14 protein-coding genes are annotated in these 17,363 nt (G+C 65.7%); 9 read left to right on the plus strand and 5 right to left on the minus strand.

The window, feature by feature from the left end; all coding sequences use genetic code 11:
• Nucleotides 1-33: 33 nt before the first annotated feature.
• A complete protein-coding gene (locus KUV82_RS11365) occupies nt 34-153 on the minus strand; it encodes a recombination protein F (RefSeq protein ID WP_219954380.1) in 120 nt (39 codons plus the stop codon).
• Between the two features lie 230 nt (nt 154-383).
• On the opposite strand from KUV82_RS11365, the gene recF reads away from it, so the two are divergent.
• A complete protein-coding gene (gene recF / locus KUV82_RS11370; protein ID WP_219954381.1) occupies nt 384-1,463 on the plus strand; it encodes a DNA replication/repair protein RecF in 1,080 nt (359 codons plus the stop codon).
• Here recF and KUV82_RS11375 read toward each other — a convergent pair.
• Nucleotides 1,460-2,137: an arylesterase gene (locus KUV82_RS11375; protein WP_258319737.1), complete on the minus strand. Its 678-nt coding sequence runs from the start codon at nt 2,135-2,137 to the stop codon at nt 1,460-1,462. The two genes, recF and KUV82_RS11375, sit on opposite strands and share 4 nt — an antisense overlap.
• Nucleotides 2,138-2,208: 71 nt before the next feature.
• On the opposite strand from KUV82_RS11375, the gene KUV82_RS11380 reads away from it, so the two are divergent.
• Nucleotides 2,209-2,913 carry an ABC transporter ATP-binding protein gene (locus tag KUV82_RS11380; RefSeq protein WP_219954383.1) on the plus strand — a complete coding sequence of 235 codons (705 nt, stop codon included), beginning with the start codon at nt 2,209-2,211 and terminating at the stop codon, nt 2,911-2,913.
• Nucleotides 2,910-5,417 (plus strand): ABC transporter permease, encoded by a 2,508-nt coding sequence (locus tag KUV82_RS11385; protein WP_219954384.1) that lies wholly within the window; start codon nt 2,910-2,912, stop codon nt 5,415-5,417. The genes KUV82_RS11380 and KUV82_RS11385 overlap by 4 nt, the downstream gene beginning before the upstream one ends.
• A gap of 195 nt (nt 5,418-5,612) precedes the next feature.
• Here KUV82_RS11385 and KUV82_RS11390 read toward each other — a convergent pair whose 3' ends face one another.
• Nucleotides 5,613-8,330 carry a TonB-dependent receptor gene (locus KUV82_RS11390; protein ID WP_219954385.1) on the minus strand — a complete coding sequence of 906 codons (2,718 nt, stop codon included), beginning with the start codon at nt 8,328-8,330 and terminating at the stop codon, nt 5,613-5,615.
• 261 nt (nt 8,331-8,591) lie between these two features.
• Here KUV82_RS11390 and typA point away from each other — a divergent pair, with 261 nt between their 5' ends.
• The 6 genes from typA to KUV82_RS11420 all read left to right on the plus strand — a co-directional run bounded on the left by typA (nt 8,592) and on the right by KUV82_RS11420 (nt 15,825).
• Complete coding sequence (typA, locus tag KUV82_RS11395; RefSeq protein ID WP_219954386.1) at nt 8,592-10,412, plus strand: translational GTPase TypA; 1,821 nt, start codon at nt 8,592-8,594, stop codon at nt 10,410-10,412.
• 49 nt (nt 10,413-10,461) lie between these two features.
• Nucleotides 10,462-11,313, plus strand: a complete 852-nt coding sequence (locus KUV82_RS11400) for a sulfotransferase family protein (RefSeq protein ID WP_219954387.1) — start codon at nt 10,462-10,464, stop codon at nt 11,311-11,313.
• 57 nt (nt 11,314-11,370) lie between these two features.
• On the plus strand, nt 11,371-12,849 hold the full coding sequence (putP, locus tag KUV82_RS11405) for a sodium/proline symporter PutP (protein WP_219954388.1): 1,479 nt from the start codon (nt 11,371-11,373) through the stop codon (nt 12,847-12,849).
• Nucleotides 12,850-12,889: 40 nt separating this feature from the next.
• On the plus strand, nt 12,890-14,680 hold the full coding sequence (gene ggt, locus KUV82_RS11410; protein ID WP_219954389.1) for a gamma-glutamyltransferase: 1,791 nt from the start codon (nt 12,890-12,892) through the stop codon (nt 14,678-14,680).
• A 27-nt stretch (nt 14,681-14,707) separates the two neighbouring features.
• Nucleotides 14,708-15,079 (plus strand): VOC family protein, encoded by a 372-nt coding sequence (locus KUV82_RS11415; protein WP_219954390.1) that lies wholly within the window; start codon nt 14,708-14,710, stop codon nt 15,077-15,079.
• Between the two features lie 80 nt (nt 15,080-15,159).
• On the plus strand, nt 15,160-15,825 hold the full coding sequence (locus KUV82_RS11420; RefSeq protein WP_219954391.1) for an extensin family protein: 666 nt from the start codon (nt 15,160-15,162) through the stop codon (nt 15,823-15,825).
• A gap of 18 nt (nt 15,826-15,843) precedes the next feature.
• Here the strand turns inward: KUV82_RS11420 and KUV82_RS11425 are convergent, their stop codons facing one another.
• Both KUV82_RS11425 and KUV82_RS11430 read right to left on the minus strand, forming a co-directional pair.
• A complete protein-coding gene (locus tag KUV82_RS11425) occupies nt 15,844-16,473 on the minus strand; it encodes a response regulator transcription factor (protein WP_219954392.1) in 630 nt (209 codons plus the stop codon).
• Nucleotides 16,474-16,597: 124 nt separating this feature from the next.
• On the minus strand, nt 16,598-17,350 hold the full coding sequence (locus KUV82_RS11430) for a proteasome-type protease (RefSeq protein WP_219954393.1): 753 nt from the start codon (nt 17,348-17,350) through the stop codon (nt 16,598-16,600).
• Nucleotides 17,351-17,363: the final 13 nt, after the last annotated feature.

Consider the following 17,363-nt stretch of genomic DNA (forward strand, 5'->3'; position numbering starts at 1 on the left):
TTAGAGAAGCGTTGTGTGGGGTTTTGCCGGCAATCAGGCGATCAGACCTGCGGGGCTTGCGGGGACGATGGCGGCGGCCATGAACATTGCCGAGACGCTGAGAGCGAAGACGGCTGCGACGGCCTTGTTGCTTGCGTAGTCGAGAACAGACATTTGGTAACTCCTTGATCCTTGGTTCGTTTTGTCCCGGACCATCCGGGATGCCCAATACAATGCAATGGGCGTGCCAAACTCGAAAAATGGCGGATTTCAGCCATTCTTAACTGAACAGCAGGTCCGGGCTTCGTTCATCAATCCGAAAGGTTGGGATATTTTCCCAACTTTTGGAAACTGGCGTTTCAAGTGGCGGCGCAAGGCCACCCGCGCTATCGCCCGAAGCGCTTATGGCGCTCGATCGAATTGCCCTTTCCAACTTTCGCAACCATGCCGAAACCGACCTGTCGGGCACGGCACGCTTCAACCTGCTGGTGGGCGAAAACGGCGCGGGGAAGACCAATATCCTGGAAGCCCTGTCGCTGCTGTCGCCCGGCCGCGGATTGAGGCGCGCCGCACTTGCCGATGTTGTTCGCAGCGACAGCGCAAATGGTTTCACTGTGGGTGCAGATTTATTGCAGGACGGCGCAACTATCCGTTTGGGCACCTACTCCGAGAGCGCGCACCCCGGCCGCCGCAAGGTGCGCATCAGCGGGGCGGAAGCACCCGCGACCCGGCTCGGCGAATGGCTCGCGGTCACCTGGCTTACCCCTGCCATGGACGGCCTGTTTACAGGGCCGGCGGGCGACCGTCGGCGCTATATGGACCGCCTCGCGCTTGCGCTCGACCCAGCGCACGCAGCCCACGCCGCGCGCTACGAAGGCGCCCTGCGTGAGCGGAACCGCCTCCTGTCCGACATGCGCGAGCCGGAAAGCGCCTGGCTCGACGCGATCGAGGCGCAAATGGTCGAGCATGGCTCGGCGCTGATGCAGGGCCGCGCGCGGCTGGTCGAAACGCTGGCGGTGCGGCTCGCTGAAATGCCGTCGGAACCCTTTGCCCGCCCGGCCCTCACCTACCAGCCCGGCGCACCCGATCACGCCGACGGCCTCAGCCAGGCGCTTTACGATAACCGCGCGCGCGACCGCGCGGCGCAGCGCACCCTGTCTGGCCCCCACCGCGACGAGCTGGAAGTCATCCACGCCGCCAAGCGTGTTCCAGCGGCGCAAAGCTCAACCGGCGAGCAGAAGGCCATGCTCGTTGCCATGACTCTCGCCCACGCTGCGCTGGCCGCGCGCGGGCGTCCCAGTCTTCTGCTGCTCGATGAAGTCGCAGCCCATCTCGATCCGGTCCGCCGCGCGGCGCTGTTCGACCAGCTGCGCACCAGTGGGGCACAGGTCTGGATGACGGGCACGGAGCCCGCCCCCTTCAGCACGATTGCCGGCGAAGCGGCGATCTGGCGGGTAAGCGGCGGCGCCGTCGAACGCGCCTAGTCGGCGGTCGGCAGCGCACCTTCAACGTCATCCACCGTATCGTTCACCAGCGCGGCGATGCCTTCGGCCGTCGGGTGGATGCGGTCTTCGAGGAACAAGCTCGGGTCCTCGTAAATGCTCTCCAGCCAGAACGGCACCAGCGACGCGCCGTATTCCTGCGCGAGGTCGCCATAGAGGCCGTCGAACTGCTGCTGGTATTCCGGCCCGTAATTGGGCGGTGAGCGCATGCCCATCAGCAGCACCGGGATCTCGCGGGATTGCAGTTCCTGCAGCATGGCTTCGAAATTGGCACGGGTCTGGTCGGGCTGGATGCCGCGCAGCATGTCGTTGCCGCCCAGTTCGAGGAGAACGAGGTCGGGCTTCGTCTCCTGCGCGTCCAGCGTGAAGGCGAGCCGCTGGCGACCCGCCGCGCTGGTGTCGCCCGAAACGCCCGCGTCGATCACCCGCGCGTTGATGCCGCGCGCGCGCATCGCGTCTTCGAGCTGTTCGGGATAGCCCTGCTGCTCTTCAAGGCCGTAGCCTGCGAACAGGCTGTCGCCAAAGGCTAGGATGCGCCGTTCGGGACCCTCCACCACGATATCCGCTACGGCTTCAGGGGCCTCAGCCGCGCTGCCTTCGACCGGCGCGACGTCCTCTGACGTCCCGCAGGAGACGAGGGTGAAAGCGATTACCATTATCGACAAATGCCTCAGACGCATCGGCGAGTTTCCTTGTGCAACCTTTGCCCCCATGCCATCGCAGCCTCGTGACAAACTCTCAACCCGCGATTTCCGCACGTAACCTTACCCTCACCCTCGGCACGAGCGAAGCGCCGGTCGAAATCCTGCGCGGTATCGACCTCGATATCGCGCGCGGATCGACCGTTGCCCTGCTCGGACCGTCCGGCTCAGGCAAGAGCTCGCTCATGGCGGTGCTCTCCGGCCTCGAACGCGCGACCGGCGGCACGCTGGAAGTGGCAGGCGAGGATTTCGCCGCCATGGACGAGGACGCGCTGGCCCATGCCCGCCGCGGGCGTATCGGCATCGTGCTGCAGGCCTTCCACCTGCTGCCGACCATGACGGCGCTTGAAAACGTGGCAACGCCGATGGAGCTGGCAGGCGCGACCGATGCGCAGGAACGCGCCAAGGCCGAACTCGAAGCGGTCGGCCTCGGCCACCGGCTCGATCATTATCCGCAGCAGCTTTCGGGCGGCGAGCAGCAGCGCGTGGCGATTGCCCGAGCGCTCGCCCCGCGCCCTGCCCTTGTCTTCGCGGACGAGCCGACCGGCAACCTCGATGCGGCGACCGGCCACGAAATCGTCGAGCTGCTGTTCTCGCGCCGCGAGGAAACCGGCGCAACGCTGCTGGTCATCACCCACGATCCCGAACTGGCCGAACATTGCGGGCGCGTGCTCCAGCTGGGCGACGGGCGCATCGCCAGCGACACCGCGGCAAGCGCGGCCGCCGCATGAGCTGGGGCACTGCCTGGCGCATCGCGCGGCGCGATCTGAACGCGCGTTTTCGCGGCCTGCGCCTGCTGCTCGTCTGCCTCTTCCTCGGCACCGGGGCGCTGGCCGCCATCGGCTCGCTGACCGCAGCGATCGAGCGCGAGATCGAAGCCAACGGCCGGGAGTATCTCGGCGGCGATATGCAGATCGAACTGTGGCAGCGCGGCCTCAACGAGGAGGAACGCGCCGCCCTTGAAGAACTGGGCGATGTCTCGTCCGGCACACGCCTCCAGGCCATGGCCCGCTATGACGAGCAGGCCGCGCCTATCGAGCTGAAAGCGATTGACGGCGCCTATCCGCTCTACGGCGAATTGACCCTCACCGACGGGCGCTCTGTGGGCGCGCCGGGCCCGAACGAGGCCTGGCTGTCGCAGGGCGCGGCCGACCGCCTGGGCGCCGAACCGGGCGAGAGCATCGCCATCGGCACGCAGACGCTGAGCGTTGGCGGCATCATCGAGACCGAGCCCGACCGGCTTGGCGAAGGCTTCCAGCTCGGTCCCACGGTCATCGTGGCCGAGGACCTGCCCGCGCGGGCCGGCCTGATTGCGCCGGGGTCGATGTACCAGTCGAAAACCCGCGTGCGCTTCGACACCACGCGCGACTTCGAGGCGACCGAGGAAGCGCTGGAGGAGCAATTCCCCGAAGCCGGGTTCGACATCGACACCGCCGACCGCGCCGCCCCCGGGACCGACCGCTTCGTCGGCCGGATGAGCGAATTCCTCACCCTTGTCGGCCTTGCCGCGCTGGTCATTGCCGGGATCGGCATTGGCGGGGGCGTCACCTCCTATCTCGACGCGCGGCGCCAGGGCATTGCGACGCTCAAGATCCTGGGCGCAAGCAGCACCGATATCGCGCGCATCTACGCGCTTCAGATCGTCGCCGCGTCGCTCGCCGGGAGCCTTGCCGGGATCGTGGTCGGCGTGGCGCTGGTGCCGATCCTCGGCGCGGCGCTTCAGGGATTGCTCCCCGTCTCGAGCGGGCTTGTGATCGATCCGGGCGCGATCCTGCTCGCGCTGGCCTACGGCATGCTGGTCGCGCTGGTCTTCGCCGCCCCGCCACTGCTGCGCGCGCGGCATTTCCCGGCCATGGCGCTGATGCGCGCGCGTGTTGCCCCGCTGGCGCGCGATCCGCAGGCGCTGATGCTGGTCGGCGGCGGGCTGGCCGCGATTGTCGCGCTGGCGCTGATCACGGCCGAGCGGCCGATCCTTTCGGGAAGCTTCCTTGCGGGCGCGGCGGCCATTCTCGGCCTGCTGGCGCTGCTGGGAATAGGCATTCGCAAGCTTGCCGGCGCACTCCCGCGCCCCAGCAGCCCGGTCGCGCGCAACGCGCTCGCCAACCTTCACCGTCCCGGCTCATCGACCGGAGCCCTCGTCACCGCGCTTGGGTTCGGCCTTGCTTCCTTCGTGCTGCTCGCCGGGGTGCAGAGCGCGCTCGACGGGAATATCGAGAAGCGCGTGCCCGACCAGGCGCCCGACTACTTCGTGCTCGATATCCCGCTTGGGCAGGTCGAGGAATTCGAGGGGCTCATCCAGCAAGCCGATCCTGAGGCGAGCTGGCGCACGGTCCCCGCTCTGCGCGGAACGGTGCTCGCCTATGGTCCGGAAGGCGCGATGACGCGCACCGCCGACCTCACCGAGATTCCCGACGGGGCCTGGGCCCTGCGCGGCGAGCGCGGCCTTACCTATTCCGACACACTTCCTGAAGGCAACGAACTGACGTCCGGCGAATGGTGGGGCCCGTTCTACGAGGGCGAACCGCTGGTTTCGCTGGATGAGGACTTTGCCGAGGCCGCAGGGCTCGAAATCGGCGACACCATGACCTTTGGCGTCCTGGGCATCGAACGCACGGTTCGCGTGGCGAACACCCGCATGGTCGACTGGGAGAGCATGGGCTTCAACTACGTCTTCGTGTTCAGCCCCAACGCTCTTCGCGATGCGCCGCACAATCTCGCGGCCACGGTCGAGCTGAGCGAAGGCACGCCCACCGGGCCACTGCTGCAATCGCTGGTCGCTGCCCTGCCTTCCACCTCGGTGATCGAAGTCGGCGGCGTGCTGGAACAGGCGCGCACCATCCTTGAGCAAGTCGGCGTTGCAACGCTTGCCGCGGCGAGCGTGGCCGTACTGGCCGGCCTTGCCGTGCTGCTGGGCGCCATTGCCGCAGCCCGCGCCGCGCGCACCTATGACACCGTCGTGCTGCGCGTACTGGGCGCGGACCGGCGGCAGATCCTGCTGATGCAGCTGATCGAGTACGTGGTGCTCGCCGGCGCGCTCGCTTTCGTGGCGCTGGGCATCGGCAGCCTTGCCGCCTGGCTGGTCGTCACGCAGCTGTTCGAATTCGACTGGCTGCCCGACTGGGGCGAGATCCTCGCCGTGCTGGGCCTGGGTATCGCTGTGGTGCTGGCCTTCGCACTGGGCGCCTCGCTCCCGCTGCTGAGGGCCAAGCCCGCGCAGGCGCTGAGGGCGCTCTAGCACCCGCCGTTCTCTTCAAGGACCGCCGGAATGCCTCGCCGCGCAAGCGTGGCGGGGCCAGGCTGCCTGATGACGTGCTATGGGCCTGCCCGCTAGCAGGCCAGCGTAACCCCCTTGGCCCGACCCGCCCGGACACTAAGCAAAAGAAAAGGGGAGCCGAAGCCCCCCTTCCCCTGTTCGATTGTCGCGTTCCGATCAGAAGCGGAAGCGAGCGGCCACGCCGTAGGTGCGCGGCTGGTTCGGGTAACCCGAGATGGCCTGGCCCTGGGCAACAGCCGGGAAGATCGTGGTGATGTAACGATCGTCCAGCAGGTTGCGCGCCCAAGCCGTCACTTCGAGACCCATGTCGAAGGCATAGGTGATCGAGGCGTTCAGGCTGTTCACCTCGCGCTTGAACTGCGAGGCAGCGGCGCGGGCCGGTGCGAAGTCGCTGATACCCGTGGCCGGATCGGTGACGATGAAGTTCGTCAGGCCATCGAGGATCTGGACCGGCGACTGGTAGGAGAAGTCGCCGCGCAGGATGATGCGATCGCCGTTCGAGTTCACTTCCTTGTCGTACTGAGCGCCAAACACGGCCGACAGTTCGGGCACGCCCGCAACCTGTTCACCCGTCAGGTCGCCGACCGGCGAGTTCGGGAAGCTCTTGTACTGCGCATCGAGGTAGGTCAGCGCGACGTTCAGCGTCAGCGAGTCACTGGCGAAGAACTGGCCGTCGAATTCGACGCCGAAGGTCTCCTGCTCACCCGCGTTGGCGAGGATGAACGAGGTGCCGGTGAAGACGTTCGCCTGGAAGTCCTTGATCGACTGCTGGAAGATCGTGAGGTTTGCAGCCGCACGGTCCCAGTTGGCCTTCAGGCCGATTTCGAAGACTTCCGAGTTCTCGGCATTCGCGAAACGCGTACCGGGACGCAGGTTTGTGACGGCAAGACCACCAGCCTGGAGCGCAGCGAAGTCGGCCGGAAGCGGACGGCTGTCACGCGACAGGTTGAAGCTCGGCGCCTTGTAGCCCGTCGCCCAGCTGGCGTAGATGTTCAGGTTGGGCGAGATCTCGTAAGCGAGACGCACGTTCCAGCTGACATCGTCGTCGTTGGTCGAGCAGCTTTCGACCGAGTTCGGGCAGTTCTGCAGCGGCGGCAGGAACTGGAACGGGGTCAGTGCCAGCAGCGGGTTGACCGCCGGGTTGGTGTCGTTCGCATCGGCAAACGCCTGTGCCACCGGCTGCACACCGGCCTGGATGGCGGCGAAGCCTGCCGGGCTCAGGCCAGCAAAGGCTGCGATTTCAGCGTCCGTAGCGAGCGGACCCGCGCAGAAGCCTGCCGGAGCGGCAAGGCAAACCTGCTGCGCCACGCCCTGCTGGAACGCTCCAGCGAAGATCGCGGTGTTGCCGACTGCGACCAGATCGACGTTCGAGAACACGTCCGTGCTCACCGAGTTGGTGACGATCTGCTTCTTGTCCTTGGTGTAGTTACCACCCAGCGTCAGGACGAGGCCGTCGGTGATCTCGAAATCGACGTTGCCGAAGATCGAGAAGGCTTCGTTGTCCTGGACGATGTTGTTGAAGAAGCCCTGGCCGGTGGCGAAGAACTGGTTCGTGAAGTTCTGGCCGGTCAGTGCCGAGATCGTGCCTTCCAGCGTAGCCGCGTTAAGCGTGCCGCCGGTGGCACCCTGCAGCAGGAGGTCGGCATAGGGGCGGAAGCCCGGGCCGTAGACGATGCTGTCCGACGTATCGACGCGCTCGTCGAAGTAGTAGGCACCAAGCAGGAAGTTGAACGGACCGTCGAAGTCCGATGCGATGCGCAGTTCCTGCGTGAAGGTGTTGATGTCGGCATCGCCGATGTTGGCGCCGGTCACCGCGGGCAAGCTGGTGAAGTCGACGTCCTGGTCGGCCATCAGGCTGGTTTCGCGATAGGCGGTGATCGAGGTCACGCTGACCGCGCCGAAGTCGTATTCGATCTGGCCCGAGATACCGTAGTTCTCGATGCGGTTGATCGGGTCGACATCGGTGAAGACAACGTCGCCATCGGGGTTGTTCTGGAAATCGTTGACGCGGCCGCCGAGCAGCTGGATCGCACCGATCTCGGCCGAGGGACGCACGTTGACGACGCCGCAGCAACGCTCTTCGATGCTGTCGTAGTCGCCGATCACGCGGACGCGCAGCGGGCCGCCGTTGTCGAACAGCAGCTGGCCGCGGGTGAACCAGCGGTCACGGTCGTTGATGTCTTCGCCGTTCACGCCGTTGGTCAGGTAACCGTCGCGCTTGTTGATGCCGGCGCCGGCGCTGAAGGCGATCGAATCGCTGATCGGACCGGTGACGTAGCCCTTGGCGACGATGGCGTCGTAATTGCCGTAGCTTGCTTCGACCATGCCGCCGAAGTCGAACTGCGGCTCCTTGGTGACGATCGAGATCACGCCGGCGCTGGCGTTCTTGCCGAACAGGGTCGACTGCGGGCCGCGCAGGACTTCCACGCGCTGGATGTCGGGAAGGTCCGAGATCTGGGCGATGGCACGGCTGCGATAGACGCCGTCGACGAACATGGCGACCGAGGGTTCAAGGCCGATGTTGTTGCCGTCCGTGCCGAAGCCGCGAACCGAGTAGCTGGTCGCAAACGCGCTCTGCAGCTGGCTCACGCGCAGCGAGGGAACGACGGTCGAAAGATCGGCGATGTCGCGGATCTGCGCACGCTCGATGGTTTCCGAGGTCGTGACGCTGACAGCGACGGGAGTTTCCTGGAGGGTCTGTTCGCGCTTGGTAGCGGTAACGATGATGACGTTGTCGGTGCTGGGTGCTGCAACCTCTTCGTCATCGGTGCCGGCATCCTGCGCCTGGGCGGCGGTCGGAAGCGCGAGCACTGCGGCGCCGGCAAGCAGAGTGGTACGCACGGTCGCGGTGCGGCCGAAGGTCGTGAATTTCATGAAAGGTCCTCTTCTCTCAAGACGTATTTTCGGGTTGCTGCGCAATCCCCCAAAAGCACGCAAGCGGGCGGCGAGGTACCAGACTCGCAGTACCTCTCAAGCGTTTACCCGACGAGCGCATTAGCTGGTACGACCGGTGTGGTTTTCGCGTTACACAGGAGCATCTTGCCGCAATGCAGCATCTAAGGTAGGGGCGCGCCCGAAACGTCTCGTGCCGCTCAAGCGTTGACGCTACGGCACGCTAACAGAAAGCACACATCCATGTCCCGCGACCTGCGCAACGTGGCGATCATCGCCCACGTCGACCACGGCAAGACCACCCTTGTCGACCAGCTTTTCCGCCAATCGGGCACCTTCCGCGAAAACCAGCGCGTCGAAGAGCGCGCGATGGATTCGAACGACCTGGAAAAGGAACGCGGGATCACGATTCTCGCCAAGTGCACCAGCGTCGAATGGAACGGCACGCGCATCAACATCGTCGACACGCCCGGCCACGCCGACTTCGGCGCCGAGGTCGAACGCATCCTCTCGATGGTCGATGGCGTCATCCTGCTGGTCGACAGCGCCGAAGGCCCGATGCCGCAGACCAAGTTCGTCACCGGCAAGGCGCTCGCCCTCGGCCTTCGCCCGATCGTGGTCGTCAACAAGATCGACCGCGGCGATGCGCGCCCGCAGGCCGTGCTCGACGAAGTGTTCGACCTGTTCGCCAGCCTCGATGCCGACGACGACCAGCTCGACTTCCCCTCGCTCTGGGCTTCGGGCCGCGATGGCTACGCCAGCGACGACGAGCACGCCCGCGAAGGCAACCTCGAACCGCTGTTCAAGCTGATCGTCGACCACGTGCCCGCCCCCGGCCTCGACACCGAAGCGCCGTTCAGCTTCCTTGCCACGCTGCTCGATCGCGACAACTTCATGGGCCGCGTGCTCACGGGCCGAGTCCAGTCGGGCAAGATCGACGTCAACGATCCGATCCACGCGCTCGACGCCGATGGCAATGTCATCGAAGTCGGCCGCGCGACCAAGCTGCTGAGCTTCGACGGGCTCGACCGCGTGCCGGTCGACCACGCCGAGGCTGGCGACATCATCGCGCTCGCAGGTCTCGAAAAGGCCACCGTGTCGAACACCATTGCCGATCCGGCGGTGAAGGAACCGATCGCCGCACAGCCGATCGACCCGCCGACGCTCGCCATGCAGTTCTCGGTCAACGACAGCCCGCTTGCCGGCCGCGAAGGCAGCAAGGTGACGAGCCGCATGATCCGCGACCGTCTCTACCGCGAAGCCGAAACCAACGTCGCCATCCGCATCACCGAAAGCGACGACAAGGACAGCTTCGAAGTGGCCGGGCGCGGCGAACTCCAGCTCGGCGTGCTGATCGAAACGATGCGCCGCGAAGGCTTCGAACTCGGCATCAGCCGCCCGCGCGTGCTGTTCCGTGAAGAGAACGGCCAGCGCATGGAGCCGTTCGAAACGGTCGTCATCGACGTGGACGACGAACACTCGGGCACGGTTGTCGAGAAGATGCAGCGCCGCAAGGCCGAGCTTACCGAAATGCGCCCCTCGGGCCAGGGCAAGACCCGCATCACCTTCTCCGCCCCCTCGCGCGGCCTCATCGGCTACCACGGCGAATTCCTCTCCGACACGCGCGGCACCGGTATCATGAACCGCCTGTTCGAGAAGTACGACACCTACCGCGGTCCGATCGAAGGCCGCCAGAACGGCGTCCTGATCTCGATGGTTCCGGGTGAAGCGGTGGGCTACGCGCTCAACGCGCTGGAAGAGCGCGGCGAGCTGTTCATCCGCCCGCAGGCGAAGATTTACGAAGGCATGATCATCGGCGAGAACGCCAAGCCCGACGATCTCGAAGTGAACCCGATGAAGTCGAAGCAGCTGACGAACTTCCGTTCGACCGGCAAGGACGACGCCATCCGCCTCACCCCGCCGCGCGTCATGACGCTCGAACAGGCCATCGCCTACATTGACGATGACGAAATGGTCGAAGTGACGCCGGAAAGCATCCGCCTGCGCAAGGCCATCCTCGACCCGCACGAGCGCAAGCGCGCCAAGCGCGCCGCACAGGGCTGATCGGGCCTGCGGCTTGCATTCGGATTGCAGCGCGGCATAGGTGCATCCCATGCCGTCGCTGCGCCGGACCTGGAACCGCTTCAAAAGCTATGTGGGCCGCCCGCGCATGGTGGTCCAGCAGCACGCTGTGGTGCTGGGCGAGCACGAGCAATGCCAGCACCCGCTGTTCGTGCTCGGGCCGATGCGATCGGGCACCTCGCTTGTCCGCCGGATGCTCAATTCGCATCCCGAGATTGCCTGCCCGCCCGAAAGCTTTTTCATCAGCCAGTACGCCAGCATGGCGCAGGATCCGGATGTGCTCGCCGGATACGAGGGCCTTGGTTTTGACCGCCCCGCGGCCGTAGCCGACCTCGCCCGCAAGGCCGGCGAGCTGCACGAGGCCTTCCGCATCGCGCAGGGCAAGCCGGTTTGGGCCGACAAGACCCCGCCCTACACCGAAGGTGTCGACGCGATCGACGCGCTGTTTGCGCAGCGCCCCCGTTACCTCCTTGTCTGGCGGCACCCGTGGGACGCGGCCCATTCGCTCGCCGAGCGCGGATGGCAGCTCGATGGCGAGGACGACCTCCTCGGCGCGGCGCTTCTCTATGTCCGGCGCAATTTCGAGGCCATGCGCGCCTTTGCCGAGAGCGCGGCTGATCGCTGCGCTTCGGTGCGCTACTCTGCGCTGTGCGACAACCCGGAAGGCGAGTTTGCCCCGGCGCTCGCGAAACTGGGCCTCGCCTGGCACGCCGATATGCTGGCCTTCGGGGAAAAACCCCACAACTTCGGCGCGGAAGATCCCATCGTGCGCGGCCACAAGACCATCAAGCGCTCTTCGGGTGCGTGGAAAGGCTGGAGCGAGGCCGACAAGGCGCGCGCGCAGCAGATCATCGATCCGGCAGACTGGCCCGATACCGATTGAGGTGGCGCGCGGCCGCTACGGTGGCCAGCGCCAGGGCAGTCTGTTAGGTGGCGCGCCATGCAGACCGGTACATATATTTCGCTCGCCTTATACTTTATTCTCATGATCGCGATCGGCCTGTGGGCCTGGAAGCGCTCGACCGACACAAGCGAGGGCTACCTGCTGGCAGGGCGCAACCTGCCCCCTGCGGTTGCCGCGCTCTCTGCCGGTGCCTCCGACATGAGCGGCTGGCTGCTGCTCGGCCTGCCCGGCGCGCTCTACGCAAGCGGCCTTGTCGAAGCGTGGATCGGTATCGGGTTGTTTATCGGTGCCCTCGCCAACTGGTACATCGTCGCCCCGCGCCTGCGCGCGCAGACCGAAAGCTACGGCAACGCGCTGACGATCCCCGAATTCCTCGCCAACCGCTTCCCCGACAAGGCGGTGGCGCTGAGGGTCGTGTCCGCGCTGATCGTGGTGGTGTTCTTCGCGGTGTACACTGCGGCGGGTCTCGTGGGCGGCGGCAAGCTGTTCGAGACCAGCTTTGCCGGGCTCTTCGGCGAAGTGGGCATGAGCGACTACATGCTCGGCATCTGGATCACCGCCGGGGTCGTGTTGGCCTACACCATGGTGGGCGGCTTCCTTGCCGTCAGCCTCACCGATTTCGTCCAGGGCCTGATCATGGTCGTGGCGCTGGTCGTCATGCCGCTGGTCGTGATGTTCGGCGAAGGCGGAAGTGCGGGCGGATCGCTGACCGAGGTGCCGGTCGACGGCTTCCTCAGCCTGACCGCCGGCCTTACCGCACTGGGGTTCGTCAGCGCCGTCACCTGGGGGCTCGGCTATTTCGGCCAGCCGCATATCATCGTGCGTTTCATGGCCATCGACACGGTCGAGAAGGTGAAACCGGCGCGCACCATCGGCATGACCTGGATGGGTGTCGCGCTCATCGGCTCGATCGGCATCGGCCTTGCAGGCCGCGCCTTCGTGGAGCGCAACGGCATCGTGGTGGACGATCCGGAGACGATCTTCATCGTGCTCGCAAACCTGCTGTTCTCGCCCATCATCACCGGCTTCCTGCTGGCCGCGCTGCTCGCTGCGATCATGTCGACGATCAGCTCGCAGCTGCTGGTCGCCTCCAGCTCGCTGACCGAGGATTTCTACAAGCTGTTCTTCCGCCGCAACGCATCGGAACGCGAGAGCGTGAATGTCGGCCGCGTCTGCGTGGCGCTGGTCGCCTTTTCCGCCATCGCCATTGCGAGCGATCCCGAAAGCCAGGTGCTGGGCCTCGTTTCCAACGCCTGGGCAGGCTTTGGCGCGGCCTTCGGCCCGCTCATCATCCTCTCGCTGACCTGGGATCGGATGACCGGCGCGGGCGCAGTGGCAGGGCTGGTGACCGGGGCGGCCGTCGTGATGGCGTGGATTGCGCTGGGCTGGAACGCGCAGCTGCCGGGCATGGAACAGGGGCTATACGAGATCGTCCCCGGCTTCATCGCCGCCTGGCTCGCCATCTGGCTGGTCAGCAAGGCCACCGCGACGGGCGAGCGCCCCTTGCCAGCCTGACCCGGCTTCGCCACACCGTCTCCCAACAGAGGAGACACACATGCGAGCGATACTGGCGGGCGTAGCGGCCCTCGCCCTCACCTCCACTCCGGCGCAGGCGCAGGAGGCGGCAGAGACGCCTTCGGTCGAGGAACAGATCGGCGGCGGCGGGCGTCCGGTGGGCGCAAACTGGGCACGCAGCCCCGTGGTCGCGAAGAACGGCATGGCGGCAACCGCCCACCCGCTCGCAACGCAGATCGCGCTCGATATCCTGAAGTCCGGCGGCAACGCGGTCGATGCAGCAATTGCAGCCAACGCCGCGCTCGGCCTGATGGAGCCGACCGGCAACGGCATCGGCGGCGACCTTTACGCGATCATCTACGATCCCAAGACCGGCAAGCTGCACGGCATCAACGGATCGGGCCGCAGCCCCAAGGGCCAGACGCTCGACCAACTGCTCGAAAAGCTGGACGGGGCGGATGCCCTGCCCCCGGTCGGGCCGCTGCCGGTGACCATCCCCGGTACGGTCGACGCCTGGTTCGCCATGCACGCGAAGTTCGGCTCGCTTTCGATGGCCGATATCCTCGCCCCGACCGTGCGCTACGCCCGCGAAGGCCATCCGATTGCGCCAGTGATCGGCATGTATCTCGACCGTGCGCTGCGCGCCTATACCGCGCGGCAGGAAGCCTATCCCTTCGAATTCGAGAACGCGAAGAAGGTCTGGTTCGCCGATGGCGCCGCGCCCGAAGTGGGCGAGATGTTCGCCAATCCCGACCTTGCCAACACGCTGGAGGCCATCGGGCGCGAGGGCCGCGATGCCTTCTACGATGGAGCCATGACCGACGTCATGGTCGGCTACCTTCAGGAACAGGGCAGCGCCTTCACACGCGAGGATTTCGCCACCCACACCAGCGACTGGGTCGAGCCTGCCTGCGCGGAATACAAGGACGGCTACGAGCTGTGCGAACTGCCGCCCAACGGGCAGGGTTTTGCCGCGCTGCAGATGGTCAACATCCTCAAGAACATCGACCTCTCGCAATGGGAACGCGGTAGCCCCGAAGCGCTGCACTACATGGTTGAGGCCAAGCGCCTCGCCTACGCCGATGTCGCGCGCTTCTACGCCGACACCGATTTTGCGCCCTTCCCCGAAGCGCTGCTGAGCGAGGAATACGGCCGCGAACGCTTCGCCCTTATCGACCCGGCCAAGGCCACGCCCGAATTCGGTCCCGGCGAACCCAAGCTCGAAGGCCCCGGCGACACCACCTACATGACGGTGGTCGATGGTGAGGGACTGATGGTCAGCCTCATCCAGTCGAATTACCGCGGCATGGGCGGCGGGCTGGTGGCGCCCGGCACCGGCTTCATGTTCCAGGACCGCGGCGAGCTGTTCAGCCTCGATCCCGCGCACCCCAACGCCTACGAGCCGGGCAAGCGGCCCTTCCACACCATCATCCCGGCCTTCGTGAAGAAGGATGGCAAGCCCTACATGACCCTGGGCCTGATGGGCGGCGGGATGCAGCCGCAGGGCCATGTGCAGATCCTCGTCAACATCGTCGACTATGGCATGAACCTGCAGGAAGCGGGCGATGCTGCGCGCTTCAACCACGATGGCGGCCGCCAGCCGACCGAGGCGCTGACCGGCCCCAGCGCCGACCCGCTCGGTACGGTCTATGTCGAGCCCGGCATCCCGGCCGAGACGATCGAGGCCTTGCGCGCCATGGGCCACAAGGTCGAGGTGGTCGACAACGGCATCATGTTCGGCGGCTACCAGGCGATTGCCCGCGACCCGGAAACGGGCGTGCTGACCGGTGCGACCGAAATGCGCAAGGACGGGCAGGCGAGCGGGTACTAGGAGCCCGCGCAAGAAGAGGAGAGAGCGATGGCGAAGGTGACAGGTCTGGGCGGGGTCTTTTACGTGGTGAAGGACCCGGCGGCGACGCGGGCCTGGTACCGCGACACGCTCGGCATCGATGGCGAATACGGCCCGCAGCTAAACTGGTCGGAAGAAACCGGCGACAAGCCCTATTCGCTCATCAGCCACTTCACGGATGAGGAATACATCAAGCCTGGGCGCGGCGGCTTCATGATCAACCTGCGCGTCGACGATTGCGACGGCATGGTCGCGAAATTGCGCGCGATGGGTGTCGAAATCCTTGGCCATGTCGATGAAGGCTACGGCAAGTTCGCCTGGATCCTCGATCCCGACGGGGTGAAGATCGAGCTGTGGGAACAGGTCGAAGCGCCCGAATAGACCGGCAGAAAACGCCTCGCCCGCGCCTTGCCGTAAGGGCGTTAGCGAAAAATTAACCATGTTTCGGTGAAAGTACGGGCATGCGACCGCATCCCGTTCTCTCTCTTCTTCTCCTCACTCTGGCGGGATGCGGCGCAATTCCTTCTTCGAACGCGCCGGAACAGGCGGGCCGCACATCGGGCTCGCAGACCGTCACCGCCGTCGCTCCGGATGCGCGCCAGTGCCATGCGGAGCTCGGCAAGACCGGCTCGCGCTTCGCCCCTCTGCCCGACCGTTTCTATGGCGCAGGCTGCTCGACCCGGAACAGCGTGAAGTTGGACGGTGTCGGCGGGGATCGCCACCAGTTTACGGTCACCAACCTCGGCGCGGTTGCCTGCCCGCTGGCCAACAATTTCGCCGCCTGGGCGCGCTACGGGGTCGATCGCGCCGCGCAGCAGATCCTCGGCAGCCCGCTCCAGCGGATCGAGACCATGGGCAGCTATTCCTGCCGCAATGTCGCCGGCACCGCCCGCCGCAGCGCCCATTCGCGGGCCGAGGCGATCGATGTCGCTGCCTTCGTGCTGGCCGATGGCCGGCGCGTATCAGTGAAGGCCGGCTGGAACGCTTCGCGCGATGAACGAGAGTTCCTGCGCGTGATCCACCGCAGCGCCTGCAAGCGCTTCGGCACCGTCCTGGGCCCCGATTACAACAAGGCCCACCACGACCATTTCCACCTGGAATACGGCGACGGCAATTACTGCCGCTAGGTGGCCGGGGCCGAAGCCCTAGCCCATCACCACTTGCGACCCGCCATCGAGATGCGCTTCGATCTTGAGGCGCACCGCCTGCGAGGGATGCTCAGCGCCCAGCTTGCTCATCATGTTGGCGCGGTGGATTTCCACGGTGCGCGGGCTGATGTGCAGTTCGCGCGCGATCACCTTGTTGCTGCAGCCTTCGGTCAGCCAGTCGAGCACTTCGCGCTCGCGGGGGGAGAGATTGGCGATCCGGCTGCGCGCTTCGACCATCTTGCGGCGGGTGGCGGCGTAGGCATCGGCTTCGCGGGATATGCGAGAAAGGGCCTGCTGCAATCGTTCGGGCCGGATGGGGAGGCTGATGTAATCGAGCGCGCCGGCCTTGATCGCCGCGACCACGTTCCCGGGCCGCGGGTCGGGCGATGTGGCGACAACGGGCAGCCACACCCCTTCGACCGAAAGCCCGCGAAGGACCCGCGCGGCCCCGCCATCGGCAGGGTCGTCGCGCGCCAGCACGACGCCCTGCCCGGGGGGACGCTGGGTCAGTTCCGCCGCGTCGGCGTAGATTTCACAATGGTGGCCAAGATCGAAGCCCAGATGGGCCTGTTCCGCTCGGGAACGGCTCGAGCCACCGACGATGTGGAGGGTTTGCTGCTGTTCCATGGACATCCCCATGGACCCACGATCCGAGTCGGTGAATTCGGGTCACTACCTATGCGGAGATTAACCGAGCAACGTCCGGGAACCCCCCGGATTTCCTAGGCTTTCCATTCGATCCGAAACCGATCTACTTCTTTTCGTCCGGGCCGAACTGGTAGTCCGGAAGCGAGTGAAACGCGTTCTTGAGCGCATCGCCCCAGCTCGACGAGATCGCCTGAAAGTACGGATCCTCGTGCGTCACCCGGCGTTCGTGCGAAGCGGCAAAGGCTTCGCGCTCGATCACCTGCAGGTCGAGCGGCAGGCCGACGGACAAGTTGGCCTTGAGCGTGGAATCGAAGCTCACCATGACCAGCTTCACCGCATCTTCGAGGCTCATGGTCCGGTCATAGCCGCGGATCAGGATCGGGCGGCCGTATTTGGTCTCGCCGATCTGGAAGAAGGGCGTGTCCTGGCTCGCCTCGATGAAATTGCCTTCCGGGTAGACCATGAACAGTCGTGGCTCCATGCCGGCGATCTGGCCTGCCACGATGATCGAGGCCGTGAAGCGGCCTCTGCCCTTCACCCCGTTGGCGTCCTGCCGTTCGGAAATGATCGTGCGCAGCAGCTTGCCGATCTCGGTCGCCACCTGGAACATGGTGGGCGATTGCAGCAGGATGTTGTCGCGCTCGTCGGGCGCTTTCATCCGTTCTTCGAGCTGGCTGATCACCGCCTGCGTGCTGGCGAGGTTGCCGGCGGTCATCACCGTGATGATGCGCTCGCCCGGCACGTTCCAGGTGAACATCTTGCGAAAGACGGAGATGTTGTCGACGCCCGAATTGGTACGCGTATCGCTCATCAGGACGAGGCCCTTGTCGAGCATCAATCCCACACAATAGGTCATGTTGGTCGGTTCC

The sequence above is a fragment of the Qipengyuania flava genome, from assembly GCF_019448255.1.
Lineage (GTDB): Bacteria > Pseudomonadota > Alphaproteobacteria > Sphingomonadales > Sphingomonadaceae > Qipengyuania > Qipengyuania flava_A.

Excerpts from the sequence above, each read along its gene's own strand:
- KUV82_RS11425 (WP_219954392.1), bottom strand. The coding sequence starts at position 16,473 with ATGGAACAGCAGCAAACCCTCCACATCGTCGGTGGCTCGAGCCGTTCC.
- recF (WP_219954381.1), top strand. The coding sequence starts at position 384 with ATGGCGCTCGATCGAATTGCCCTTTCCAACTTTCGCAACCATGCCGAA.
- KUV82_RS11415 (WP_219954390.1), top strand. The coding sequence starts at position 14,708 with ATGGCGAAGGTGACAGGTCTGGGCGGGGTCTTTTACGTGGTGAAGGAC.
- KUV82_RS11430 (WP_219954393.1), bottom strand. The coding sequence starts at position 17,350 with ATGACCTATTGTGTGGGATTGATGCTCGACAAGGGCCTCGTCCTGATG.
- KUV82_RS11385 (WP_219954384.1), top strand. The coding sequence starts at position 2,910 with ATGAGCTGGGGCACTGCCTGGCGCATCGCGCGGCGCGATCTGAACGCG.
- ggt (WP_219954389.1), top strand. The coding sequence starts at position 12,890 with ATGCGAGCGATACTGGCGGGCGTAGCGGCCCTCGCCCTCACCTCCACT.
- KUV82_RS11375 (WP_258319737.1), bottom strand. The coding sequence starts at position 2,137 with ATGGTAATCGCTTTCACCCTCGTCTCCTGCGGGACGTCAGAGGACGTC.
- KUV82_RS11390 (WP_219954385.1), bottom strand. The coding sequence starts at position 8,330 with ATGAAATTCACGACCTTCGGCCGCACCGCGACCGTGCGTACCACTCTG.
- KUV82_RS11420 (WP_219954391.1), top strand. The coding sequence starts at position 15,160 with ATGCGACCGCATCCCGTTCTCTCTCTTCTTCTCCTCACTCTGGCGGGA.
- KUV82_RS11365 (WP_219954380.1), bottom strand. The coding sequence starts at position 153 with ATGTCTGTTCTCGACTACGCAAGCAACAAGGCCGTCGCAGCCGTCTTC.
- putP (WP_219954388.1), top strand. The coding sequence starts at position 11,371 with ATGCAGACCGGTACATATATTTCGCTCGCCTTATACTTTATTCTCATG.
- typA (WP_219954386.1), top strand. The coding sequence starts at position 8,592 with ATGTCCCGCGACCTGCGCAACGTGGCGATCATCGCCCACGTCGACCAC.
- KUV82_RS11400 (WP_219954387.1), top strand. The coding sequence starts at position 10,462 with ATGCCGTCGCTGCGCCGGACCTGGAACCGCTTCAAAAGCTATGTGGGC.